At 67.8% G+C, this 19,374-nt stretch carries 16 protein-coding genes; 2 read left to right on the top strand and 14 right to left on the bottom strand.

Annotation, left to right across the window (positions count from 1 at the left end):
- Positions 1-177: 177 nt before the first annotated feature.
- The 3 genes from ACFWWR_RS07690 to sigJ form a co-directional block, all read right to left on the bottom strand.
- On the bottom strand, positions 178-711 hold the full coding sequence (locus ACFWWR_RS07690; protein ID WP_383859708.1) for a GNAT family N-acetyltransferase: 534 nt from the start codon (positions 709-711) through the stop codon (positions 178-180).
- Positions 712-865: 154 nt separating this feature from the next.
- Entirely contained in the window at positions 866-1,204 is a 339-nt protein-coding gene (locus tag ACFWWR_RS07695) for a MerR family transcriptional regulator (RefSeq protein ID WP_383859705.1), read from the bottom strand.
- 1,230 nt (positions 1,205-2,434) lie between these two features.
- Positions 2,435-3,352 carry an RNA polymerase sigma factor SigJ gene (gene sigJ / locus ACFWWR_RS07700; RefSeq protein ID WP_384302460.1) on the bottom strand — a complete coding sequence of 306 codons (918 nt, stop codon included), beginning with the start codon at positions 3,350-3,352 and terminating at the stop codon, positions 2,435-2,437.
- A 102-nt stretch (positions 3,353-3,454) separates the two neighbouring features.
- On the opposite strand from sigJ, the gene ACFWWR_RS07705 reads away from it, so the two are divergent.
- Positions 3,455-3,829: a hypothetical protein gene (locus ACFWWR_RS07705; protein WP_383869859.1), complete on the top strand. Its 375-nt coding sequence runs from the start codon at positions 3,455-3,457 to the stop codon at positions 3,827-3,829.
- A gap of 533 nt (positions 3,830-4,362) precedes the next feature.
- Here ACFWWR_RS07705 and ACFWWR_RS07710 read toward each other — a convergent pair.
- The 10 genes from ACFWWR_RS07710 to ACFWWR_RS07755 all read right to left on the bottom strand — a co-directional run bounded on the left by ACFWWR_RS07710 (position 4,363) and on the right by ACFWWR_RS07755 (position 16,475).
- Positions 4,363-5,166 carry an SDR family NAD(P)-dependent oxidoreductase gene (locus ACFWWR_RS07710; RefSeq protein ID WP_384302462.1) on the bottom strand — a complete coding sequence of 268 codons (804 nt, stop codon included), beginning with the start codon at positions 5,164-5,166 and terminating at the stop codon, positions 4,363-4,365.
- Positions 5,167-5,644: 478 nt separating this feature from the next.
- Positions 5,645-6,250: a uridine kinase gene (locus ACFWWR_RS07715; RefSeq protein ID WP_383869853.1), complete on the bottom strand. Its 606-nt coding sequence runs from the start codon at positions 6,248-6,250 to the stop codon at positions 5,645-5,647.
- Between the two features lie 994 nt (positions 6,251-7,244).
- Complete coding sequence (locus ACFWWR_RS07720) at positions 7,245-8,303, bottom strand: VWA domain-containing protein (protein WP_383869883.1); 1,059 nt, start codon at positions 8,301-8,303, stop codon at positions 7,245-7,247.
- Between the two features lie 597 nt (positions 8,304-8,900).
- Positions 8,901-10,217: a PQQ-binding-like beta-propeller repeat protein gene (locus tag ACFWWR_RS07725; protein WP_384302464.1), complete on the bottom strand. Its 1,317-nt coding sequence runs from the start codon at positions 10,215-10,217 to the stop codon at positions 8,901-8,903.
- A gap of 1,082 nt (positions 10,218-11,299) precedes the next feature.
- Positions 11,300-11,452 (bottom strand): hypothetical protein, encoded by a 153-nt coding sequence (locus tag ACFWWR_RS07730; protein ID WP_384302466.1) that lies wholly within the window; start codon positions 11,450-11,452, stop codon positions 11,300-11,302.
- Between the two features lie 262 nt (positions 11,453-11,714).
- The gene (locus tag ACFWWR_RS07735) at positions 11,715-12,050 is read right to left on the bottom strand and encodes a hypothetical protein (RefSeq protein ID WP_383869846.1); all 336 of its coding nucleotides are present in this window, start codon (positions 12,048-12,050) and stop codon (positions 11,715-11,717) included.
- Positions 12,051-12,905: 855 nt separating this feature from the next.
- Positions 12,906-13,697 (bottom strand): GvpL/GvpF family gas vesicle protein, encoded by a 792-nt coding sequence (locus tag ACFWWR_RS07740; protein ID WP_384302468.1) that lies wholly within the window; start codon positions 13,695-13,697, stop codon positions 12,906-12,908.
- Entirely contained in the window at positions 13,694-14,104 is a 411-nt protein-coding gene (locus ACFWWR_RS07745) for a gas vesicle structural protein GvpA (RefSeq protein ID WP_383869880.1), read from the bottom strand. The genes ACFWWR_RS07740 and ACFWWR_RS07745 overlap by 4 nt, the downstream gene beginning before the upstream one ends.
- Before the next feature lie 882 nt (positions 14,105-14,986).
- Positions 14,987-15,373, bottom strand: a complete 387-nt coding sequence (locus tag ACFWWR_RS07750) for a DUF2809 domain-containing protein (RefSeq protein ID WP_384302522.1) — start codon at positions 15,371-15,373, stop codon at positions 14,987-14,989.
- A gap of 613 nt (positions 15,374-15,986) precedes the next feature.
- The gene (locus tag ACFWWR_RS07755; protein WP_383869841.1) at positions 15,987-16,475 is read right to left on the bottom strand and encodes an ATP-binding protein; all 489 of its coding nucleotides are present in this window, start codon (positions 16,473-16,475) and stop codon (positions 15,987-15,989) included.
- A 168-nt stretch (positions 16,476-16,643) separates the two neighbouring features.
- Between ACFWWR_RS07755 and ACFWWR_RS07760 the strand changes: the two genes are divergently transcribed.
- Positions 16,644-17,009 (top strand): STAS domain-containing protein, encoded by a 366-nt coding sequence (locus ACFWWR_RS07760; RefSeq protein ID WP_384302470.1) that lies wholly within the window; start codon positions 16,644-16,646, stop codon positions 17,007-17,009.
- A gap of 310 nt (positions 17,010-17,319) precedes the next feature.
- Here ACFWWR_RS07760 and ACFWWR_RS07765 read toward each other — a convergent pair whose 3' ends face one another.
- On the bottom strand, positions 17,320-18,513 hold the full coding sequence (locus ACFWWR_RS07765) for a PP2C family protein-serine/threonine phosphatase (protein WP_384302472.1): 1,194 nt from the start codon (positions 18,511-18,513) through the stop codon (positions 17,320-17,322).
- Positions 18,514-19,374 lie beyond the last annotated feature (861 nt).

Consider the following 19,374-nt stretch of genomic DNA (forward strand, 5'->3'; position numbering starts at 1 on the left):
CCTGGCGCCATCTGGGAGCAGGATCAGACCGCCGGTGGAAACCCGAGCCGCGATCCGCGCCTGCTCCCAGTGGTGCGCGATAGAGGTTGGTTCAGTACTCCTGGCTCGGACGCCGGAGAGCGAGTACCCCGGCGGTGGGTTACGAAGGTTCACCGGCGGCGTGCGGCGAGGTTCACCTCAGCGACGTCCTGGCGCCCGCGTCGACGCTGGGACGGTGGCGGGCCAGCTGTATTCGAACTCGGGAAGCTCGAATCCCTGGTCGAAGTGGCAGATGCGGGACGCGGTACGGTGGCCTCCGTGGCGTTCGTAGAACGCGACCGCGCGGGTGTTGCCCTGCAGGACCTCCAGGTAGACGTCTTGGCCGGGGTGCGCGGTGGTGGACCAGGCCAGGGCATGCTCGAGAAGCCGACTGCCCAGCCCTCGCCCGGTGTCGCCGGGACGGGCATGCAGGTTGTCGAGCAGGACCCGGCCGTCCGCCTGCGGTTCCAGGTAGATGAAGCCGAGCAGCACGCCGGTTTCCACGACCAGGAACAGTGCCGCGCCCGGGACGGGATCGGCCAGCCGCGCCCGCCACACCTGTTGGCGTTCGGCCAGCAGCGGGCCGTCCAGGTACTGCGCTGGGAACAGGGTCGCGTAGGCCTTCCGCCAGCTGGCCGTATGCAGCTCGGCGACGGCATCGGCATCGGCCGCCACGGCGGTTGTGATCTCCACGGCCGCATTCTCGCGGCCGACGCGGCTGACGTCTAGGAACCGAGGCACCACACTCTCCCCCTGGAAGACGAAGTGCCCGGAACGCTTTGCGTCCCGGGCAGCTGCGTGGGTGGCGGCCGTGAAGTTCTTGGGAGAGTTGCGGGCCTCAGCCGTCTCAGACCGCGGCCGTCGGGTTCGCCGATTCGGCGGCGTGGCGGTATTCGGCGTTGATGCGCTGGGCTTCTTCGAGTTGGTCTTCGAGGATGATGATGCGGCAGGCGGCCTCGATGGGGGTGCCGTGGTCGACGAGTTCCCGGGCGCGGGCGGCGATGCGCAGCTGGTAGCGGGAGTAGCGGCGGTGTCCGCCTGCGGATCGGAGCGGGGTGATGAGGCGGGCTTCTCCGATGGCGCGGAGGAAGCCTTGCGTGGTGCCGAGCATTTCGGCGGCTCGGCCCATGGTGTAGGCGGGGTAGTCGTCGTCGTCGAGTCGGCCGTACGAGTCGTCTGCTGTCACTTGCACCTCTCTGTGGAACGCGTGGAGGGGCCTTGGTGCCGTGCGGCACCAAGGCCCCGAAGGAACTGCTACACCATCTGCCGGCCCTGATACTGCACCGGCCTTCTGTTTCCGCAGACCCGACCGAGATTCTGTCGGGCGTGCTGGGATCGCGGTTGCTTGACCGGAGACCACCTCACTATCGATGTCCTGCGGTACCCGGGTTCAAGGCTTCCGCCCGGGCGATCCTGATGGCGCCTGGCTCCTCCGTTCTTCCCTCGATGATCAACTGCTTGCCAAACGGGGTACTGCGTACTGCTGGTGATGCGAACTGCTGAGTGGCCCGTGACAGCGCCGCTCTTCGGCAGCCAGCCCCGTCGCCCGTCTTGCGTCTGCTCTGGCTTGGAACCCCACTGCCGAACTTCCCGGTGCGCGCGTCCGCAGCCGACGCCTTCACCGAGGTACTGCTCACTGACTTCACTGCGGATATCGCGAACTGCACTTGCGGGTACTACCGCCGCGTTAACCGCGGTCCTGCTACGGCGGCCCCTGATCACTGCGGGCCACCCGGTCCGGTCGTCAGCCCCGTCGCCGTCCTGCAACCGCTCTGGCTTCGGAACTCCACCACCGCACCGTCCTGCGAACTGCAACTTTCCTGTACTGCTGACCGGCAGTTCGTGTCTGCCAGGCCCTGCTGTCTCTCTGAGCTACGAGAGCAACCATAACCACACCACCACCCAATGTCTACTCCAGCCAACACAGATTTCCGCGCGCTCGACAGCGAGGAAATCGACCTCGAACGGCGATGGAGGACGACACCGGAAAGGCCGTCACAGGCCGCGCGCGATCCGGATGTCGCGACGGCGTCCTTGACCTCGTCCCCAAGACCGTGACGGCGCCGTGGGGAAGGTCGAGGAAGGGGGTCAGCGCCGCCCGGCCGGGCCGGTGGGGGTGTCGACGACTCCGTGCGGGGCGGGGCGGCGCGGCCTGGCAGGGTTCGTGCAGGTCGTCGAGAAGGTGCTCATATCAGCGTGAAGCCGCTGATCGCCGCCGCAGTATCCGGCACGGCTTCGGTCTGGGAGCACAACGCTGGGTTGCGGAGCGCACGTTCGCCCATCTGTACTGGCTTTGCCGCCTGGGGATCCGCCGAGACGTACGCGACGACGCCCACGAAGCCACGAAGCATTCCTCACCCTCGAATGCGCGCTCATCTGCCGGCCGCGACTGCACGCTCTGCCGAGCGAGGGCCGGCTAGGCCCCAGGCGCCCACGGCCGCAGTTTCTCCGGGTTGCGGACCGCCCAGATCCGGGTGACACGCCCGTCGGAGACTTCGAACGCGGCGACGGTCATGACGCCGCCGGCACGCCGGGCCACCAGGCCCGGCATACCGTTGACCGACCGTTCCAGGAGTTCGAGCCCCGGAGCCTTGTCGGCAATGGCGACCATGTACTGGGCGATGCGCGCGCCGCCCTCGACCGGGCGCAGGACGGTGCCGACCATGCCGCCGCCGTCGGCGGTCATCACGGCAGCCGGGTCGAGGAGACCGACAAGGGCCGCGATGTCCTTGGTTTGCCAGGCCTCTTTGACGTGTCGCACCACATCGGCCTGGCCGGTCACCGCCACCGGAGCGCGCGCGACGCTGACCCGTCGCCGGGCGGAGGCCGCCAGTTGCTTGCAGGCCGCAGGGGTCCGGCCGAGAACGCCGGCGATCTCGGCGAACGGGTACCGGAAGACGTCGTGCAGGACGAACGCCACCCGTTCGGCGGGCGTCATCGACTCCAGCACGACGAGGAAGGCCATGGCCACCGACTCGTCCAGGACGATCTGGTCGGCAGGGTCTGCAGGGCCGGTGGGGTCGGCGCCTCCCGCGTGGTCCCACTCGTTGCGGTCGGGCAGCGGCTCGGGCAGCCAGGCGCCGACATAGCGTTCACGGCGGGCACGCGCCGAGCCGAGCAGGTCCAGGCAGATGCGGCTGGTCACCGTTGTCAGCCAGGCGCCGGGAGACAGGATCTCCTCCTGCCGGCTTCGTGAGAGCCCGTACCAGCGTGCGTAGGCGTCCTGTACGGCGTCCTCGGCCTCGGTCACCGAACCGAGCAACCGGTAAGCGACATTGATCAGTTGGCGTCGCTCACCGGCTATGTCATCCGCGCTGGTCCCGACAGTCCCCATGCTTCCGGCCGCCCCCCTCGCCTTACCTTTCGCAGGCCCGCGTCGTCGGACTGGTGTGACCTTATCGATCTACTGCCCGAGGGCGGAAAAGGGGACTGTGGCATGGCCACCCAGGTGACGGATACGGCGAACGCACAGCGCAGCTCCTCGTTCCTGCAGATCGCGATCGCCCTGCAGACCCTGACCATCTTCCTTCAGGCGGTCTCCGCCGGACTGCTGCTGAACTCGTCCTACGGAGAGACGCTGCACAGCGTCGGAGCCCGAGTGATGTACGGGGCGTCCATGCTGTACTTGCTCGCGGCGGCGCTGGCGTGGAAACCCGGCGGCGGCTCGCCCCGGCCCGTCTGGCACGCGTCAGGCTTCCTCGTACTCGCCTCGGTCCAGGTCGTGCTCGGCATCGCGCACGTCCCGTCGGTCCATCTCCCCCTGGGCGTCTTGATGTTCGGTCTGAGTGTGCTGGCGCTGGCCCGGCGCTGACGTCCCATACGGGGCCCGCCGGGATCAAGAGGGCCGCTTCTCGTGAGCCGTCTGATCGTTGTCTGGGTGTGTCGTTGACCGCTGCTCAGTGAGCACGGATCGAGCCGTTGCTTCAATGCGTAGCCGACTCCCCCAGACCATCGCCGTTATGGATCAAAAAGCGGCCCTTGGGCACCAGCATGGAGGTTTTGGCCAACTGGTGACCGGCGGATGGATCGGATCGGGACTGCACAGAGCGAGAACCCATCCGTCCCGCTGGAACAAGGGGTGCTCAGCCCGTCTCGGGCCCGGGTTCATGTGCGTCGATGGCGAGCTGCACGCCGGTGACGAGGTCGGCGAGGTCGGCGTTCTCGACCTCGGATCCTTGAGTACGTAGCGGGTGATGGCCATGCCGAGAATGAGTGCGGTGATGAGGCGCAGCCAGGTCTGCGTGTCGATGCCCACTTCCGTCGCCGTCGTGGCTGGCTTGCACCGGGGCAGGTTGAACGGTACGGACCAGCGGTGTCCACCCTGCAGCCGGTGCATGTTGCACCTCAGATCGGAATCATCGACGAGATGTCGGGTCCGGTGCGCATGTTGTTACCGCCGTCGACTGCGATCGCCTCGCCGGTGATCCACCGTGCTTCCGGTCCGAGAAGGAAACGCACGAGATTGGCGACATCGGCCATCTCGCCGACCCCCGGCAGCGGAGTGTTCACGACGTAACTTTCGCGGACCGGGTCGTCGGCAGGTACCAGGGACTCCATCTTTTCACTCATCGTGAGCCCGGGCCTTACGGAGTTGAACCGCACGAGTCGGCCTCCGTACTCGTCAGCCGCGTTGCGCAACAGCACGTCGACGGCAGCCTTGGCTGCCGTGTATGCCCCGAAGTAGCGACTCGTCTGGGAAGCGGCGCCGGAGGAGATTCCCACGAACGATCCGCCCCGACGCTCGATCATCAACGGCACGGTGAACTTCAGCAGATTGAACGTCCCGACCACATTGAGGTTCAGCACGGACGCGATGTCGGCGGCGCTGATCTCGTGCAGCAGTCGCATCTGCCCGCTGCCGCCGGCGTTGGCCACCGCTCCGGTGATGCCGTGACCGGCCTCGGCGGCCCTGGCCACGGCTTCACCCATAGCCCGTTCGTCGGTGACGTCGACTGCAATGGCGAGTACTCGGCCCGGGCCGGAGCAGGCGGAGTTCAGCTCGGCCGCGGTCGCTTCCAGGACGTCGGCACGACGGCCGCAAATCGTGACGGTGGCTCCGTCGTTGACCAAGCGACGGGCGATGGCTCGGCCGATGCCCGAGCCGCCGCCTGTGACGACGATCGACGAACCTTCAAGCGTGGGCTCCATCGCTGGATGGTACCGAAGCCCGACCTACACTGTCTCTAAATACATTACGCCGTCTCGCATAACGAGATCCTTGAGTGGCCGACAGGCCGATCTGCCGCGGCACTCCTCGCCAGCCGCGCGCCCGGCACGCTCTCTCGTTTCCAGCTGATGAGCAGGGCGACGTTGCGGCGAGTTGCGGTCGTTGCGAGGGCGGATTCAACCGGTCGACGCAACACCTTGCTCGATGAGGTGATTGTGGTTCGCGCAGCTCTGGGTGCAGGGCAGCGTGGTGCGGGTCAGACGGGCTGCGACAAGCCGGGCGGCAGCAGATGGCATGCCCAGAACCAAGACTTCGGTCCCCGTCAAAGCGTCGTCGCGCACGCGGAGGGAAAGAGGTCGGCCAGGACACCGCCTGCCGCACAGAGCTCCTCAAGGCTCCGCGGGGCAGCCAAGTCCCGCTCGAACCACTCACCCGCGTTCTGCGGGTGGATAGGCCGGCCTAAGGGCTGGTCGGCGGGGCGATGACCAACTCGGTGTCCGGATCGTGGTCGATCTGCGGAGGGCCGGCGACAATCATGGTGGCTCGTGCCCACGGCTGTTCTCGCAACATGAACGGCAGTTCCTCCAGCAGCCAGTTCGCCACGTGCTCCAGCTGCTCCGGGGAGTCACCGTCGCGGACAGCCAACAAGCGCTCTTGCTCATCGAGGTCGCCCTGCATCCACACCGAGGCGTCCAACCACCGGCCAAGCTCTTCGCGGATGATGCCGGTGCCCTCGACCCAGACGACGTCGGTACCGGCGGGGATGCTGATCGATCCGGGCCGGTCGTGGGTGATCCAGGCATCAGGGCGGAAGTCCACGGCCTCACCCCGGTGCAGGGGGTACAGGATGTTCTCGACGAGCACGGCGCCCCAGTCGAAGTAGGCGTGGTTCCAGGCGATGTCGTCGGTGTGCACGATGGCGGAGTGCGGTACCACCTTGCTGAGCCGCTCGGCCAGGGTCGTCTTGCCGGCGCCGCCCCGGCCGTCGATCGCGATCACCCGCGGACGTCCGGTGACGTCGGGTGATGCATCGCGCAGCTGCCGAACGGCGTCGAGCACAGTCACCACCCGCCAGCCAACGGCCTCGCTCTCACCCGGATGTAGATACATCGACAACCTGCCGTTGGAGTTGAGGACACCGCTCCGGCGTGCCCGGACAATCCGCTGAAGGGCTTACGGGTGGCGTCTTGGCTTGCAGTTCAACCACTGCGTGAGGTGAGACGGGCGAGTGACTCCGTGGCCCGGCAGCGCCATTCGAGAAGGCGGCTGGTGATCACGAAGTAGTGGACGCTGACTCAGCCCCGCTCTTTTTGCAGGATCTGGGGGTCTCATTCCGGTAGAGGTGGCGAACGCATCGGCGACGGAATGGCGCTCCAGAGCCATCAGCAGCACCGGTGAGGAGACGAGGATGGCCATCGGGACCGGTGATCTCACGACGGTGAGCTTCGTTCTCTCCTCGCATCGCATGTGCTCAGTGTGCTGCCCTGCATGTTGCTTGTCAGCCTGTCCTGCGGGGGTTGGTGCCTAAACGGCAAGCAGAGACGGGGAGCACTTTGGCAGGCACCGTGAACTCGCTCGCCTGGCGGCCGACTTCGCCACCAGGCGAACCGCGCTCGAGTTGCCCGGCCACCGCGCGGTCGCGGGCACCGGTGAGACGACTGCGCAGACCGGACACCGCGCGACGGACCGCTTCGTCGTGCGCGCCGTCCAGGAACTCCCGCGCACCGACATCCACCTCGGACCCCGCCCTGGGAGGTCCCGGATGCGGCCCGGACGTCCGCAACCTCGTGGAGTCCCTTCCCGGGCGGGCGTGACCTGCCACATCACGGCCGTCGAAGGATCAGACGCAGGTACACCCGGTATCCCTCGGCTGCATCCGGCCGGCTGTCGGCGCACTCGCGAATGTGGCCGGTGCCGTGGTCGACCGGAGCGTGTAGCGGCCACAATCAGCGCGCCCCGTGCCGCCGGTGACCGCACGGGGCGACATCTGTCGCTCACGGGGGTGGCGAGCAATGGGAGCACGCTGCTCCCGGACCACCCCGCTCTTCACTCGCTGATTTCAGAGCATGATGAGCAGACGGGTCTTCGGCTTGAGCTTCCTGTTCACCGAACGACTCTGTACGTACACCTCCAACTTGGGGTTGTTCCCCGCTTTCACGGAGACGGTCCCCTGGACATCCGTACCGAACAAGAGGCTGCGCGCCGCGTCGCCCGTATAGGCACGGTCGGTGTCCTTCTCGACCACGATGACTTCCTTGTTCTGCTGAACCTGAGCCCGGGCGCCCAGCTGGTAGTAACACGAGCCACGCTCGTACGTCACGCCCGGATGCGAATCGACGAAGGGGCGAATCTCGACCTCCTTGTCGACTTTCAGGAGCCGGTACCTGTCGGCCGGTATCGGTTCGAGGTGCGCCCGCACCTCGTCAACCGATATGTCCTGCCCGACGGCGAACAGGTTCTTCGTACCGCGCACCCCTTGCTCTCGCCCGCGGAGGAAGCTGGTGGCGGCAGCGCGCACGGTGCCGATCGCCTCCTCGACGCCCTTCTGGGAATCCGCATCCCAGATGGCGATGTTGCCGGCCGGGAAACCGTAGTTCTGGGCGGTCCGCTTGGCCAGGGAGTTCGGAACGAGGATCGCGGAAGTCCAGTGCCCCGGAAGCCCACTCATCTTCGCCGTGATCTTGTCGAGCCAGGGGCCGAGAATGGCCATGTCGCCGTCGTGCCGCCTGTCGCCGCCGGAGGCGTTCTCCTCGCCGTCCGTCACGACGATCTGGAGGAAGCTGTGCTCGCCGTATTCCTCCCAAATATGGCCCAGGTCGTCCAGGGACTTCAGAGAAGCCTCGATGAGGGCGGTAGCCCCATTGTTGACCTGGTAAAGCCCCCGCATGGACGGCAGATGCTTCACGTCCATGTCCCAGACCAGGTTCTCCACCTTGTGGTCGAAGGAGTAGAGGCTGATCCTGGTCTCGTGGCCGAGGCTGTCCGACTCGGCCTTCAACCCCGCCACGAACTCGTCCACAACGCGGATGAGTTGACTCTGGTGCGGTCGCATCGAACCCGAACAGTCCACTACCAGCGCGACGTGATTCACCTTGTGCTGGATCTTGTTTGCGGACACGCTTCTGCTCCCCCTCCGAGGCTCCCCGAGTGATGTCTTCACTCTATGGCGAGGCACTGACAACGACGTCTGACGCTGCATCACCCGCCTGCATCGGATCACGGCTGGGCCGCGAGGCGACTCTCCGCAGTTCGAGTCGGTTCGACACCAGCACCTGGGAGGAGCGCCGCACGAAGCTGTAGCTACGCCCGCGACGCCTACGAGCTGCCCTCCAAATCCGACCCGGCAACCGAGGCCCAACGGATCTGGGCGACGCTCTACGACTACTATTCGCAGATCGCAGCCGCCTTGGCTGTCTTCCCCCAGGGCCTGCCGCCCGCTTGGCGCGATGACCTGTTCACCAGCCCTCACTCCCCCGCCGCCCGCCGGACGGCCCTGGAGCCCCCGGACCGGAGACCGCGCCGTACGAATCGCTGGACTCGGAGTACTGCCCGGCCCGCATCGAAGTCCAGGGCCAATGCCGCTACCACCGGGGCCTCTTCGCCGGCATGGCTCCACGCCGCTCCCGAAGCGGGCGAACCACATCCCCACCCCACCAACAGGAGTCTCGCCTCGTGAGACAGGCGAACTGCGAAGAACAAGGCTTCGCTCTCGGGATCACGGCCGAGGCGGACACTCCAGGATCCGGCCGTCGACGGTCCCAATGAGCAAGTGTCCTTGGGGCGCCACAGCGAGGGACAGTGCGGTGGTCGGTGCCCCGTCGACCTCGAGCTCGGTGTGCCATCGCACCGAGCCGTCGACGGCGTCCAGTGCTGTCAGGGCGCCGGAGTTGTAGGCCACGTAGACGGTGTCCCCGTCGGTGTCGAGGGCGGTGGCGGGATGATCGGTGCGGTGCTGCCACTGCACCGAGCCGTTCAGGGATCGCCGCACAATGTAGGCGCCACCGGGTTGGAGCCCGTGGCCGTGGTGGACGGCGCCGGCATAGACCAAGGACTGCCCGATTTCGACCGCGGGACCCCCGAAATGATGCTCTGCCGGTACCCAGGAGTGCGGGAAGAGCCGCCGCAATGTCCCGTCGGCGCCCAGGGCAGTGACCCACTTGTCCCTGTGCGGCTCGTCCGGGTCAGTGCCTACCAGGACGTACGGGCGGCTCGCCCGACGGACGGCGAACGGGTGATTGAACAGGTCGAAGTGGCCGACCTCCGGACCGTTCACCGGACCGTCGAGGTCGAACATCATCAGCCGTTCGGGATGCTTGCGGCGGCGGTCCAACGGCCTCAGGATCGTCCTCTGGCCGCTTGCGACGAGAACCGTGAACACGCCCGGGCTCAGAGTCTCCAGCACCTGCCCTGTGTCGACGGCGATCCGGGCGACTCGGGGTGCGGACGTCTCCCAGCGCCTTCCCTTGCGGCGACTGCGGCGTTCGGCGTTGGTCCAGACCGATGTGCCGTCGGAGGCCAGAACCAGCTGTCGGCCGCCTTCTTCGTCCTCGACCGCCCATTGCAGGTCTCCTGATGGCAGCCACGACTCCGCCAGGACCCTGTCCAGAGCGGCCAGCACGCGGCCGTCCTCCGTACCTTCGACAGCCCACACACGCCGGCGTACGGACCACTGTCGACCGGCCGAGTCTGCGAGGTCCGCGAGGATTCGGCGGGCTTCTGCGCTGTGGTCCGGCTGGAATACCGGTTCCGCGGGGGCGGCCAGCTCCTCGGCACCGATCGCCCCCTGCCCGACGGCGCTCCAGTCCGAGCGAGCCACAACGACCGCATGACCCTGCTCGTGTGCCTGTGGGTTCTCCCAGTCGTCACACGGCGCCAAGACCAGACGAAGTGCCGTCTTGCTGCGCCATTCCACGCCGAGCACCTCCCGCGGGTACTGCAGGGCGGACACCACGTCGCCGGAGTCCAGGTGGATCAGCAGCAGCTCACCTTCGAACGAGTAGCCGCCGTCGTAGCGCCCCGTACCAACAGCCAACAGGGGAAGAACGGGGTGGAAGGCAAGAGATCGAACGGGGTACCAAGACCGCACCAGGCGCCGACACCGCAGCCCGTCCTGCTCATAGACACCGATCCGGTGCCCCGTCCACCGGGAGTCCGCGGTCCCACTGCCACTCCACTGGACATGTCCGAGGTCCCCACCTACGGCAACCGTCCTCGAGCGCTCGTCAACGACGGCCAGAGCGGGCTCTCCGATCTCGGCGAATGGGCCGTCACCGAGCACGCGTCGGACTATCGGCACGAGGGTCATACAGGGTTCCTCCCAGGGCGGCACATGAGCTGCCGCCGTCCCGGGACGGCATGGCGGCAGCTCATGCTCCAGTCGGGCAGCGGGGCGCACCAATGGATTTCATCAGGGCAAAGAGCTGACCGTACAGTCCATGCCCATCTGGGTGAACGTGCCGAGCTGACGGCATTGCAACCCCCCTGCCTCGCGCGACACCAAAATCGCGAAGAACACCTGCACGGCCACCTCCTTCCCCGACCGTCGGCGACGGTCTCGCCCACCCCTGGACCCACGCCGCCCGCGAACAGAAGCCCGCCTGTGAAGAGTCCCTCGCCGACCTTTACCGCCTGCAGGCCGTACTCCTGGAGGTGGCCGTAACCCGGAAAGGATTAGTACGTGACAAGGCCCGTACCGGTGCCGTCGCCACGCGGCTGTCGTGCCGCCACCCTGCACCTGATCATCGACCCGGCGAGCATGCGCGCCGCCGGCAGTCCGGCCTCGGGCCCATCCGCGACTGCGGCCGTGCGCTGCTGGACACGCTCGTGGCACTCCCGCCCGGCTTCCCGTAATCACTCTCATTCGCGCACCACGTCGTAAGAAGAAGACCTACGAAGGTCTCGATGCGGGGATCAGGCGTGCGCGGGGGGAGCAGGATCCTCACGCACTTGCAAGGCCGAGGCCGACGCGAAAGGCATGATCACCTGGGATGTGAGCGTGGACTCCACCATCGTGCGGGCCCAGCAACACGCGGCAGGGGCGCGCGAAAAGGGGACCTGCAGCAGGACAAAACCGGCGGAGTCGCAGTCGAGCCGGCAGACCACGGACTCGGGCGCTCACGTGGTGGACTGACCACAGAGGTGCACCTGGCGGTCGAGCATGCACAGGAGCCACTGGTCACCGCCTGCCAGCGGCACGACAGCCCCGAGTCCCAGCCGGTCCTGGAGCGCATCCGGGTGCTCCGCGTAGGCGTCGGCAGGCCGCGCCACCGACCGGACCGGGTGCGTGCGGACAAGGCCTATGGGTCCCAAGCCAACCGCGACTACCTGCGCCGTCGTGGGAGCCGCTGCACGATCCCGAAGAAGCCCGACCAGAAGACCGGTGCGCTCAGCGGCATGATCTCCGGCCGGACGGGCCGCCGTTGGGTGGGCGACGACGAGGCGCACAGTGCGCCGGTCGCGGCCGGCGCCGATGAGGAAGCCCGTCAGCAAGCCGATGAGAGGAGGTCGATGCCGGCGTGCGGCTGTTGGCCTAATAGACGGTGGACCAGGCTTGTGTGGTGTGGTGGATCCAGCGCTGGATGGTGGCGTTGATGCTGTCGGGCAGGGCGCTGAGCTGCTCGATGGCTTCCCGGTCCTCGAGTTGGGGTGGGACGCCCGCCGTGGTCAGGGCGGCATGCAGGTCCAGGCGCCTCCGGTCGCGCGGGCCGACCGCGATGTCGAGACGCTGGGCAGGATTCGGGGGCGGCAGCAGGTAGTCGCCTCCCGTGGACTGCAAAGCCGGCTCCCACGGGGTATCGGGCTGGTCACAGGCGTAGGGATCGACGTAGGCCTGCGCCGCGGCGGAATCGAACACTGTGGCGGTCAAGAGGATCTCCTCGCGTGAGGGGTATGCGGTTCTGCATGCCAGGAGTCCGTCCGTGCACAGTCCGGTTGCAGGACGGGCCTCACATCACGCGGAAGGCCGCATCGGCAGCTCATCCGCCCGTCACATCAGCCCTCCGCACCCGGCTCCTGGTCACAAGGCGCACCAGGACGACGAATCCCAGCGCGCGCCAAGGCCGAAGACCTCGGCCTCCCGTCTGGCCTCTCCCGACGAGTTCGCCGTACTCATGGCCGACTTCCTCAACTGGCCACGCCAGAGGGAGTGTTTGAGCTCACAGCGGATGTCGGGAGGGTGCAAGGAACAACCGGGGTTGGTTGTCCGTTCACCTATACGTGGCTGCGGAGGGGACAGTGTCCCCGGGCCTCACCCCCGCCCGTGGGGAAGATCGTTCGGCTGAAGCCCCACGGAGCCTTTCGCCGCGAGGCGACCGCCCTCCGCAGGTCACCACGTGCGGCCCCGGCTGGCCTCCCCCGTCCAGCCGGGGCTTCTCGTGCGGCTCCAGCGCTCTACCCGTGTCGCCCTTGCTGCCGTGGCACGCCGCGGAGACGGCGACCAGGGCACGGGAATCACCGAGACCGTTGGCGTACGCCTCGCGGCGGGCGAAGGTTTACTGGGAGGCGCCGAACTCCCGCCCTTCGGCCGGCGGGATCATGTGGTCGAGGCCGAGGGCAACGGCGGTTCCGAGCTGTCGGGCGTCGTAGTAAGACCACCATGTGCAGCCCTCCAGCTTGCGAACCGCGTGCAGGTGCACGCGGCACGCAACCGGCTCTCAAACGGCGCGGATGCTCTCTTGCTTGCAGGAGCTGAAGGCGCCCGCGCACAAGGCGGCGCTGCTCCTTACCCGTTCGTCGGCTCGGCTGCTGCGGCTCCGAATGCTTCTGCCGTGCCGCCTTCGGCCTGCTCGGACGAGGGGGTGTCGACGAAGCTGTAGGGCGGCAACGGGCCGTGGACACGCAGCTCAAGGTGCGGGTGCTCCTGGCGGAGTCCGTCGACCGCGGCCAGGAACTGCTCCGCTGAACCACGGTCCACCAGGAAGGAGAGGTTGGCCAGCCAGCCGGTGCTCTGCGGCCCGACGCTGACTGCCTCGGCCGTCGGCGCCAGCGCCTGCTGAAGCAGCTCCGCGTCAGTCGCCTCGCGCGCCTGGACGGCAGCAGCGACCATCTCCCCCAGGCGGACCTTCTGCTCCTGCGACCCGCCGCCGGCCTCCCGGTTCGCCTCCGCCTGGGACCGGATCTCGTCGTTGTCCGCCATCACCAGGTGCAGCACGGCCTCCTCATTGTGGTTGGCCTTGAGGTTGTACTCCGCCGTGCCCTCCAGCGCGCGCAGCCGCTCCAGGAAGTGCTCCGCACGTTCGGCGAGCACCGTGGTCACGGTGTCGTCGTCGGGGGAAGCGCTGCCGAACCGCATCGGCAGGACCACGCCATCCGCTCCGGCCGCATCCAGTACCCGCTGATGGGCGAGCAGGTCACGCCGCTTGGGCCGCAGTTCCTCAGGGGCTTCGCTGACGATCGCGGCCAGCTCGCCCTGAGGCAGAACGCGCACCAGCCGCGGAGGGTCGCCGATGCCGTCCAGGTCCTGCGGGAGAGAGGAGTACGAGGCGCGGATGATCCCGTAGACGTAGGTGCTCATCGCCCCTGCTCCCTTCTGCGCGCGGCGGGCCGTGCACCCTGTCGTTCCTTGCCCTCTTCGCGGGCCTGCTGGAAGGCATCGGAAATTGTCTCCGCGGCGCCGGACAGGGCCCCCTTGGTCTTGCCGCGGGCGCCGGACTCAGTGATTTTGCCCGTGAGCTCCGTGAGCCCGGCCGGCTTGCGCGGCCCCGCCTCCAGATCGAGACGGTTGCACGCCTCGGCGAAGCGCAGGTACGTGTCGACGCTGGCGACCACGATCCGGATGTCGATCTTGAGTATCTCGATGCCGACGAGGGAGACCCGCACGAACGCGTCAATCACGAGCCCGCGGTCGAGAATGAGCTCCAGAACGTCGTAGAGGCCACTGGATCCTCCTCCGCCGCCGCCCTGCTGTGTCGCCACAGTCATCACACCAGCCCCTTGCCATCTGTGTCTGCGTGGTCCCGTCGGCGCTGCCTCACCGCGACGCGGGCTTCCAGGGGCGAGTAGCCCCTGCCACCCACGGTCAAACGCATGTACGAGTCTGCGGCGAGGTGGGTCTTCGGCGGACGCCGTCTCTGCTGCGGCACAGGCGGAAAGCTGACCAGCGACTTCAACCGGGCATGGCTGGAATAGACGCAGCCTCGCGTCGGCGTTCGGCAGGGGCGCGGTTGCAAGCCTTGGTGTGATGTCGTGGAAACCGCCGTCGTTTGGGTGGTAATCGCCCGTTGTGCTGGGTGGCCGTCTGTTCGGCGGTGATGATCGTTGCCGTCGGCACAGTCGGAAGTGTTCAGGACGGCGCGGTCTCCCCGTAGGGGTGTGTGTGAGCGGCTGACAGCAACCGGTCACGCTCCGGTTGCGCGATGCGACGGCTACCAGGTGCTACGTGATCAACCGGCTGAGGTGATTGCTGCCATCTGCCGGCAGGCAAACCCCAGCGATCAAAGCTGGCCGGCCAGACACCCGGGGTTCATCGGCGAGGACCAGTCCGTACTGAGCGGACAAAGGGCTGGCTGCGCGCTTCAACCCGGCCGGCTCCTCGTGGATCAACCGGGTCGAGCGGTGGTTCGGCTACCCGGCACACCAGATGGTCCGCGGTGGCGCACAAGAACATGCAGGCCCTGGCGATCGACATCCGGTCATGGGCCAAGGGTGTTTCACCAGGTCAAGCCTGTGCGAAACAGGCAGGCGCCGCGCCGCGGATTCCCACCGGCCGCGGCTCTGTCCCGGCCGCCCTTGCCGGCTCTTCGTCGGCCCGTCGGCTGGCAACTCGCCCTGAGCCGCCTCCGTTCGCCGCCACGGGGGATGGCTTCAGTCGCGCACCGTAGGCCGAGATGACAGGAAGGAGCCCACCGCAGTGTGGACGAGCCAGCCCGCCACCGCGCCGACTCCGTACCAGAGGAGGTCGGGTGGATTGAAGGTGGAACCGAGCACGAGGCGTGCGACAGAGCTGCGCTCGGAGAGCTCCGCCGGCACCTCGGTGAGCTGAACGAACTCGACCACCCAACTGACCGCCAGCGCGCTGCCGGCGGCCGTCGCAGGCGCCACCCGCGGCAGCATCAGAACGACAAGAGTATGAATCAGGACGGTGTACAGCGCGTCGCCGCCGTACTTCGCCACGCCCCCTTCCGTCACTGACCTGAGCCCCAGGCCCGCACCAGCGGTCACCACCGCGGCCCCGGCCGCTGCCAGACGGATCCGTAGTGGGTCGGCGGCGGCGCCGACGCCACGGTCACCAGTTCCGCGGATGAGAGTCACAAGGTCATACTGCCGGATGCCCGGTGGACGGCGGGAGCGGTCCGCTGTGGCCCCACCACATCCTCAATCGCCGCAACCGGCGCCGCTCGAAGGCGCAGACCCGCTCCCTCCGGTGGCGCGAGCGCCGCACGACTTGACCGGTTGCCGACCAACGTGGCTTGGCGCGCGGGCGGGGCCGGGAGGGGGCCGCGGCCTGGTCACCGGCGTCGCGGGCGACCAGTCCCACTTCAACGCACCCGGCGCCGTGAATTCGGGGACCGCCGGAAGATCGACTCCGGCCCCGTCCGATCCGGGTGAGCCATCGTGGGACCCGACGTCCGGGGCTGTGGGGGCGGAGCTCAGATCCAGGTTTCGAGCCACATGCGGGTGTGCCGGCTGGAACGCGGAATCGTCATGTCCGTATAGATCGGGAAGAACCGCCACATCGTCGATGAGCACCATCGTCTCGGCGACCAGTGCCATTGCCCTCTCCCCCGCCGACATCGCCCGCAGGTGGCACGCCGCTTCACGGCAGGCCGGACAAAGGCGGTGAGGTCAGAGTGAGCGCCGGCTTCTACTGAGGGCGACGTCCGCTGCCGTGCCCGCCTGGGTCTTCGGGCAGGGCGATGCGCGCGGTGATGCGTTTGCCGACCGGCTCTCGCTGGACTTCGAAGCCCTGGGCGACGGCCATGACGATCTCCAGGCCGTGCTGCCCGACCCTGCCCGCATCAGCGGCCCGGGCCACCGGCAGGACCGGGTCGCTGTCCCACACGACCACTTCCACCACGGCGCCAGAAATGCGCAGTTCCATCAGCACCGGCCCGGCAGCGTACTTGCGCGCGTTGGTGACCAGTTCGCTGACCACCAGCTGGGTCAGGTCTATCGCGCGCGCCGACACCGGGATGCCGTGCTCGGCCTGGACGCGGGTGAGGAAGTCAGCCGCGCGGTGGCGGGCCTCAGCAATGATGTGCCCATCACCGTCCAGGGCGACGGTGTCCTGTATCGGATGGGCACCAGGTACCACGCTGCCCTCACCATCGGAGATTGATTCCGCCGGGTCCACCTTTGTTCCCCCGTTCACACGTCCGCGCGTACCCGGCACCATGCCTCCCATGCCCCTTGAGCTCCAGCTAAAGTACCGAACGATTGTTCGCCGTACCATCGGGGCAGGCTGTCGGCGCACATACCGTCGGGGCCTGAGCCCCCCATCAGCGAGCCAGTCGAGGAAACGGTGACAGACACCCACGGAGCAGCCCGGTCCGGCCAGTTGACGGTCGACCACACCGCCGTCGACGACATCCGGGTGATCACTCTGCGCGGCGAGATCGACCACACCGTCAAGAACGTGCTCAGCACGGCCCTTCTGCCTGACGGCGGCGCGACGCCGCAGCGGACCGTGCTGGACCTCAGCGGCGTGACCTTCATGGACTCCAGCGGCATCAACGTCCTCGTCGCCGCCCACCAGGCGGTGAGTGACGCTCAGGGATGGCTGCGTATTGCCGGTGCCCAGGGATCGGTGCTGCGGGTCCTTCACCTCGTCGGCCTGGATGAGGTCATCCCCTGCCATCCCGGCGTCGAGCAGGCACTGACCGTCTGACCCACTTCACGCCCCAGAGTGTCGGCGGCCCAGCTCTGCAGCGCCGGCTGCCCGGTGATCCCCGCGCGCCCAGGCTCCCGCCCGGGTGAACACCGCTGCACGCCCGCGGCCAGTTGTCTGTCCCACAGGCTCCGGCAGCAGCTGGAACAGGGGGCGCGCTCGGCCGAACCGGGACCCCTTGGCGACGCGTGGTCAGGGGCACCATGACCCGGCCGCGTCACAGGCCCAGGAAGGCTGAGCGCGCCAACCGGAGACCGATTGGCACACATGCCGTTGACGGTGGTGAGGACTCAGGAGGGGCCGCTGTGGCTCATCGCTGCGGGCCTGGTCTGGTTTCGGCCGATCGGCGACGATTCCCGTGCCAGTCCAGTATCAGGACCGTGGCGTCGTCCTTGAGGTTGCCATGGCAGGCATCGAGCACCGCGGCGGTCAGGCTTCGGACGGCTTCTCTTGGATGCAGCGCGCTGGTGTCGTGAACGACCGAGGCCAGGTCGACGGCTGCGGCGCCGCGCTCCTGCATTCCGTCGGTGAGCAGGATCAGGCGGTCTCCGGGACGCAGTTGCAGTTCCTGTACGCGGTAGGAGGCGGGTGCCGCCACACCGAACGGAAGGTCGACGGCAAGTTTGACCTCTTCGACGGCGCCGTCACGCAGCCGCAGTGGCCAGGGATGGCCGGCGTTGACCAGTTCACAGAGGCCTGTTTCGAGGTCGACGCACATCAACTGTCCGGTGGCGAGGCCGCGGCCGTGGCTCAGCAAGGCCTGGTGGGCGTGGCGGGCTTGCTTGAGGGCGTCACAGCCACTGCGGCGTGCCCGCCGCAGTGCGCCGACCAGCAAAGTGGCCAGTAGAGCGGAGTTCGTGTCGTGGCCCATGGCGTCGGTGATGGACAGGTGCAGGGTGTCGCGATCGAGTGTGAAGTCGTAGGTGTCGCCACCGATGTCGTCAGCTGGAATCAGCCCGGCGGCGAGGGTGAACTGGGCCGCCTCGCAGCAGGGGGCCGAGGGAAGCAGCTGGTGCTGGATCTCCGCGGCCAGGCTGGTCTCGGTGGTGCGCCGGCCCAGGTGGTACAGATCGGTGAAGCGGCGGTCCGTGACGATGATGTAGGCCAGCGCGTGTGCCGCGTCGCGGACCTGCCGGAGGGCGGTGTCGTCGGCGGACTGCAGGGTCACCTCCAGGAGGCCGATGCAGTCGCCGCGGTTGGTGACCGGCGTGATGACGCACCGTCCGCCCTGGCCGTCCGGTTCCACATGCTGGCGCTGGCTCTGCAGGACACTGTCGTAGACGCTGCCCTGCAGGTCGATCGGCCCGGCATGGTCCGCGACATCACCGTCGGCCGCGGCCAGTCGTACCAGCCGCTCACCGATGAGGTCGACGAACAGGAAGGACACCCCCTCCGCACCGAATCGCTTTTGCAGGTCGTGCGCCACCACATCGACAGACTCACCGGGCGGCGCCGCCTCCGCAGCGGCCAGCAACTCACCCAGTTCGAGATCTCCACCCTCCACGACAACCTCCCATCGGTTGCCGCACCTTCTTCCCCGAGTCTCCGCAACATCACCTGACGTGCCCGACTTGCCTGGTCAGGACAGCGGGCCAGGTCGGTGCGGAGAGGTCCCGGGCCGTCAGGCGAATCCACGGGGTCGTGGTGCTGTGTCACTCTCGGTGGACGTCATCTCGATACCGCGCCAGGTCCCCGCCCACCGGTGCAGGACGAGGACGAAGCGGTGGCGCCTGCCTGCGCCTGGAGCTCGGTCAGGGCGTCGGCTGTCGCACTACGGCGCCCCCGTCCCAGGGAGCCAACCCGGTGATGACTCGCCCTCCCCAGTGGCGTGTGCTCCGTTCACGCGGTCGGGGGCACGCGTCAGCATCACCGCTGTCTGCCAGCGAAGGGAGGCGATCGCCTCGGCCAGATGGTCACGCAGGCACGCACCCGCATCGAACCCGGCTGCCGCCGCAGTCGAGCCCGGCCCGTCGAAGTCGCCCGGACCACCCGTCTCTGCATCTCTCAAGCGAACCGGTCCGCAACGGCAAGTACCACAGCAGCCGCAACAATCACCGCTGAACAGGCGACCATCACGGCCCGGCTCCACCCGCCGTCACGCTCGACGTCGGCGCCCGGGTCATCCCGCTCGGGCCGGCAGCCGGTAAGACCGAGCGGTGCCGCATACGGCGCAGCGTCGTCCACACGAGGATTCATGCTCCTACCAACGCGTGATCAAGACTTTCGACACAGGACAACCGCCGTCACCACCCTTTCAGCCCAGCCCGCCGCCCCTGGGGGTGATGCCTTTCACCCGCCTGTTGCGACGGGCCCAACAGCGAGGCAGCAGGCCACCAGAGGATTGGCGTCCCAGTCGGTCGTAGCC

The organism is Streptomyces sp. NPDC058678, from assembly GCF_042714835.1.
In the GTDB taxonomy this organism is placed as follows: Bacteria; Actinomycetota; Actinomycetes; order Streptomycetales; family Streptomycetaceae; genus Streptomyces.

Bases quoted from the DNA above. Each gene is read 5' to 3' on its own strand.
- sigJ (WP_384302460.1), bottom strand. From the start codon at position 3,352: ATGGGGACTGTCGGGACCAGCGCGGATGACATAGCCGGTGAGCGACGC.
- ACFWWR_RS07705 (WP_383869859.1), top strand. From the start codon at position 3,455: ATGGCCACCCAGGTGACGGATACGGCGAACGCACAGCGCAGCTCCTCG.
- ACFWWR_RS07710 (WP_384302462.1), bottom strand. From the start codon at position 5,166: ATGGAGCCCACGCTTGAAGGTTCGTCGATCGTCGTCACAGGCGGCGGC.
- ACFWWR_RS07740 (WP_384302468.1), bottom strand. From the start codon at position 13,697: ATGAGCACCTACGTCTACGGGATCATCCGCGCCTCGTACTCCTCTCTC.
- ACFWWR_RS07745 (WP_383869880.1), bottom strand. From the start codon at position 14,104: ATGACTGTGGCGACACAGCAGGGCGGCGGCGGAGGAGGATCCAGTGGC.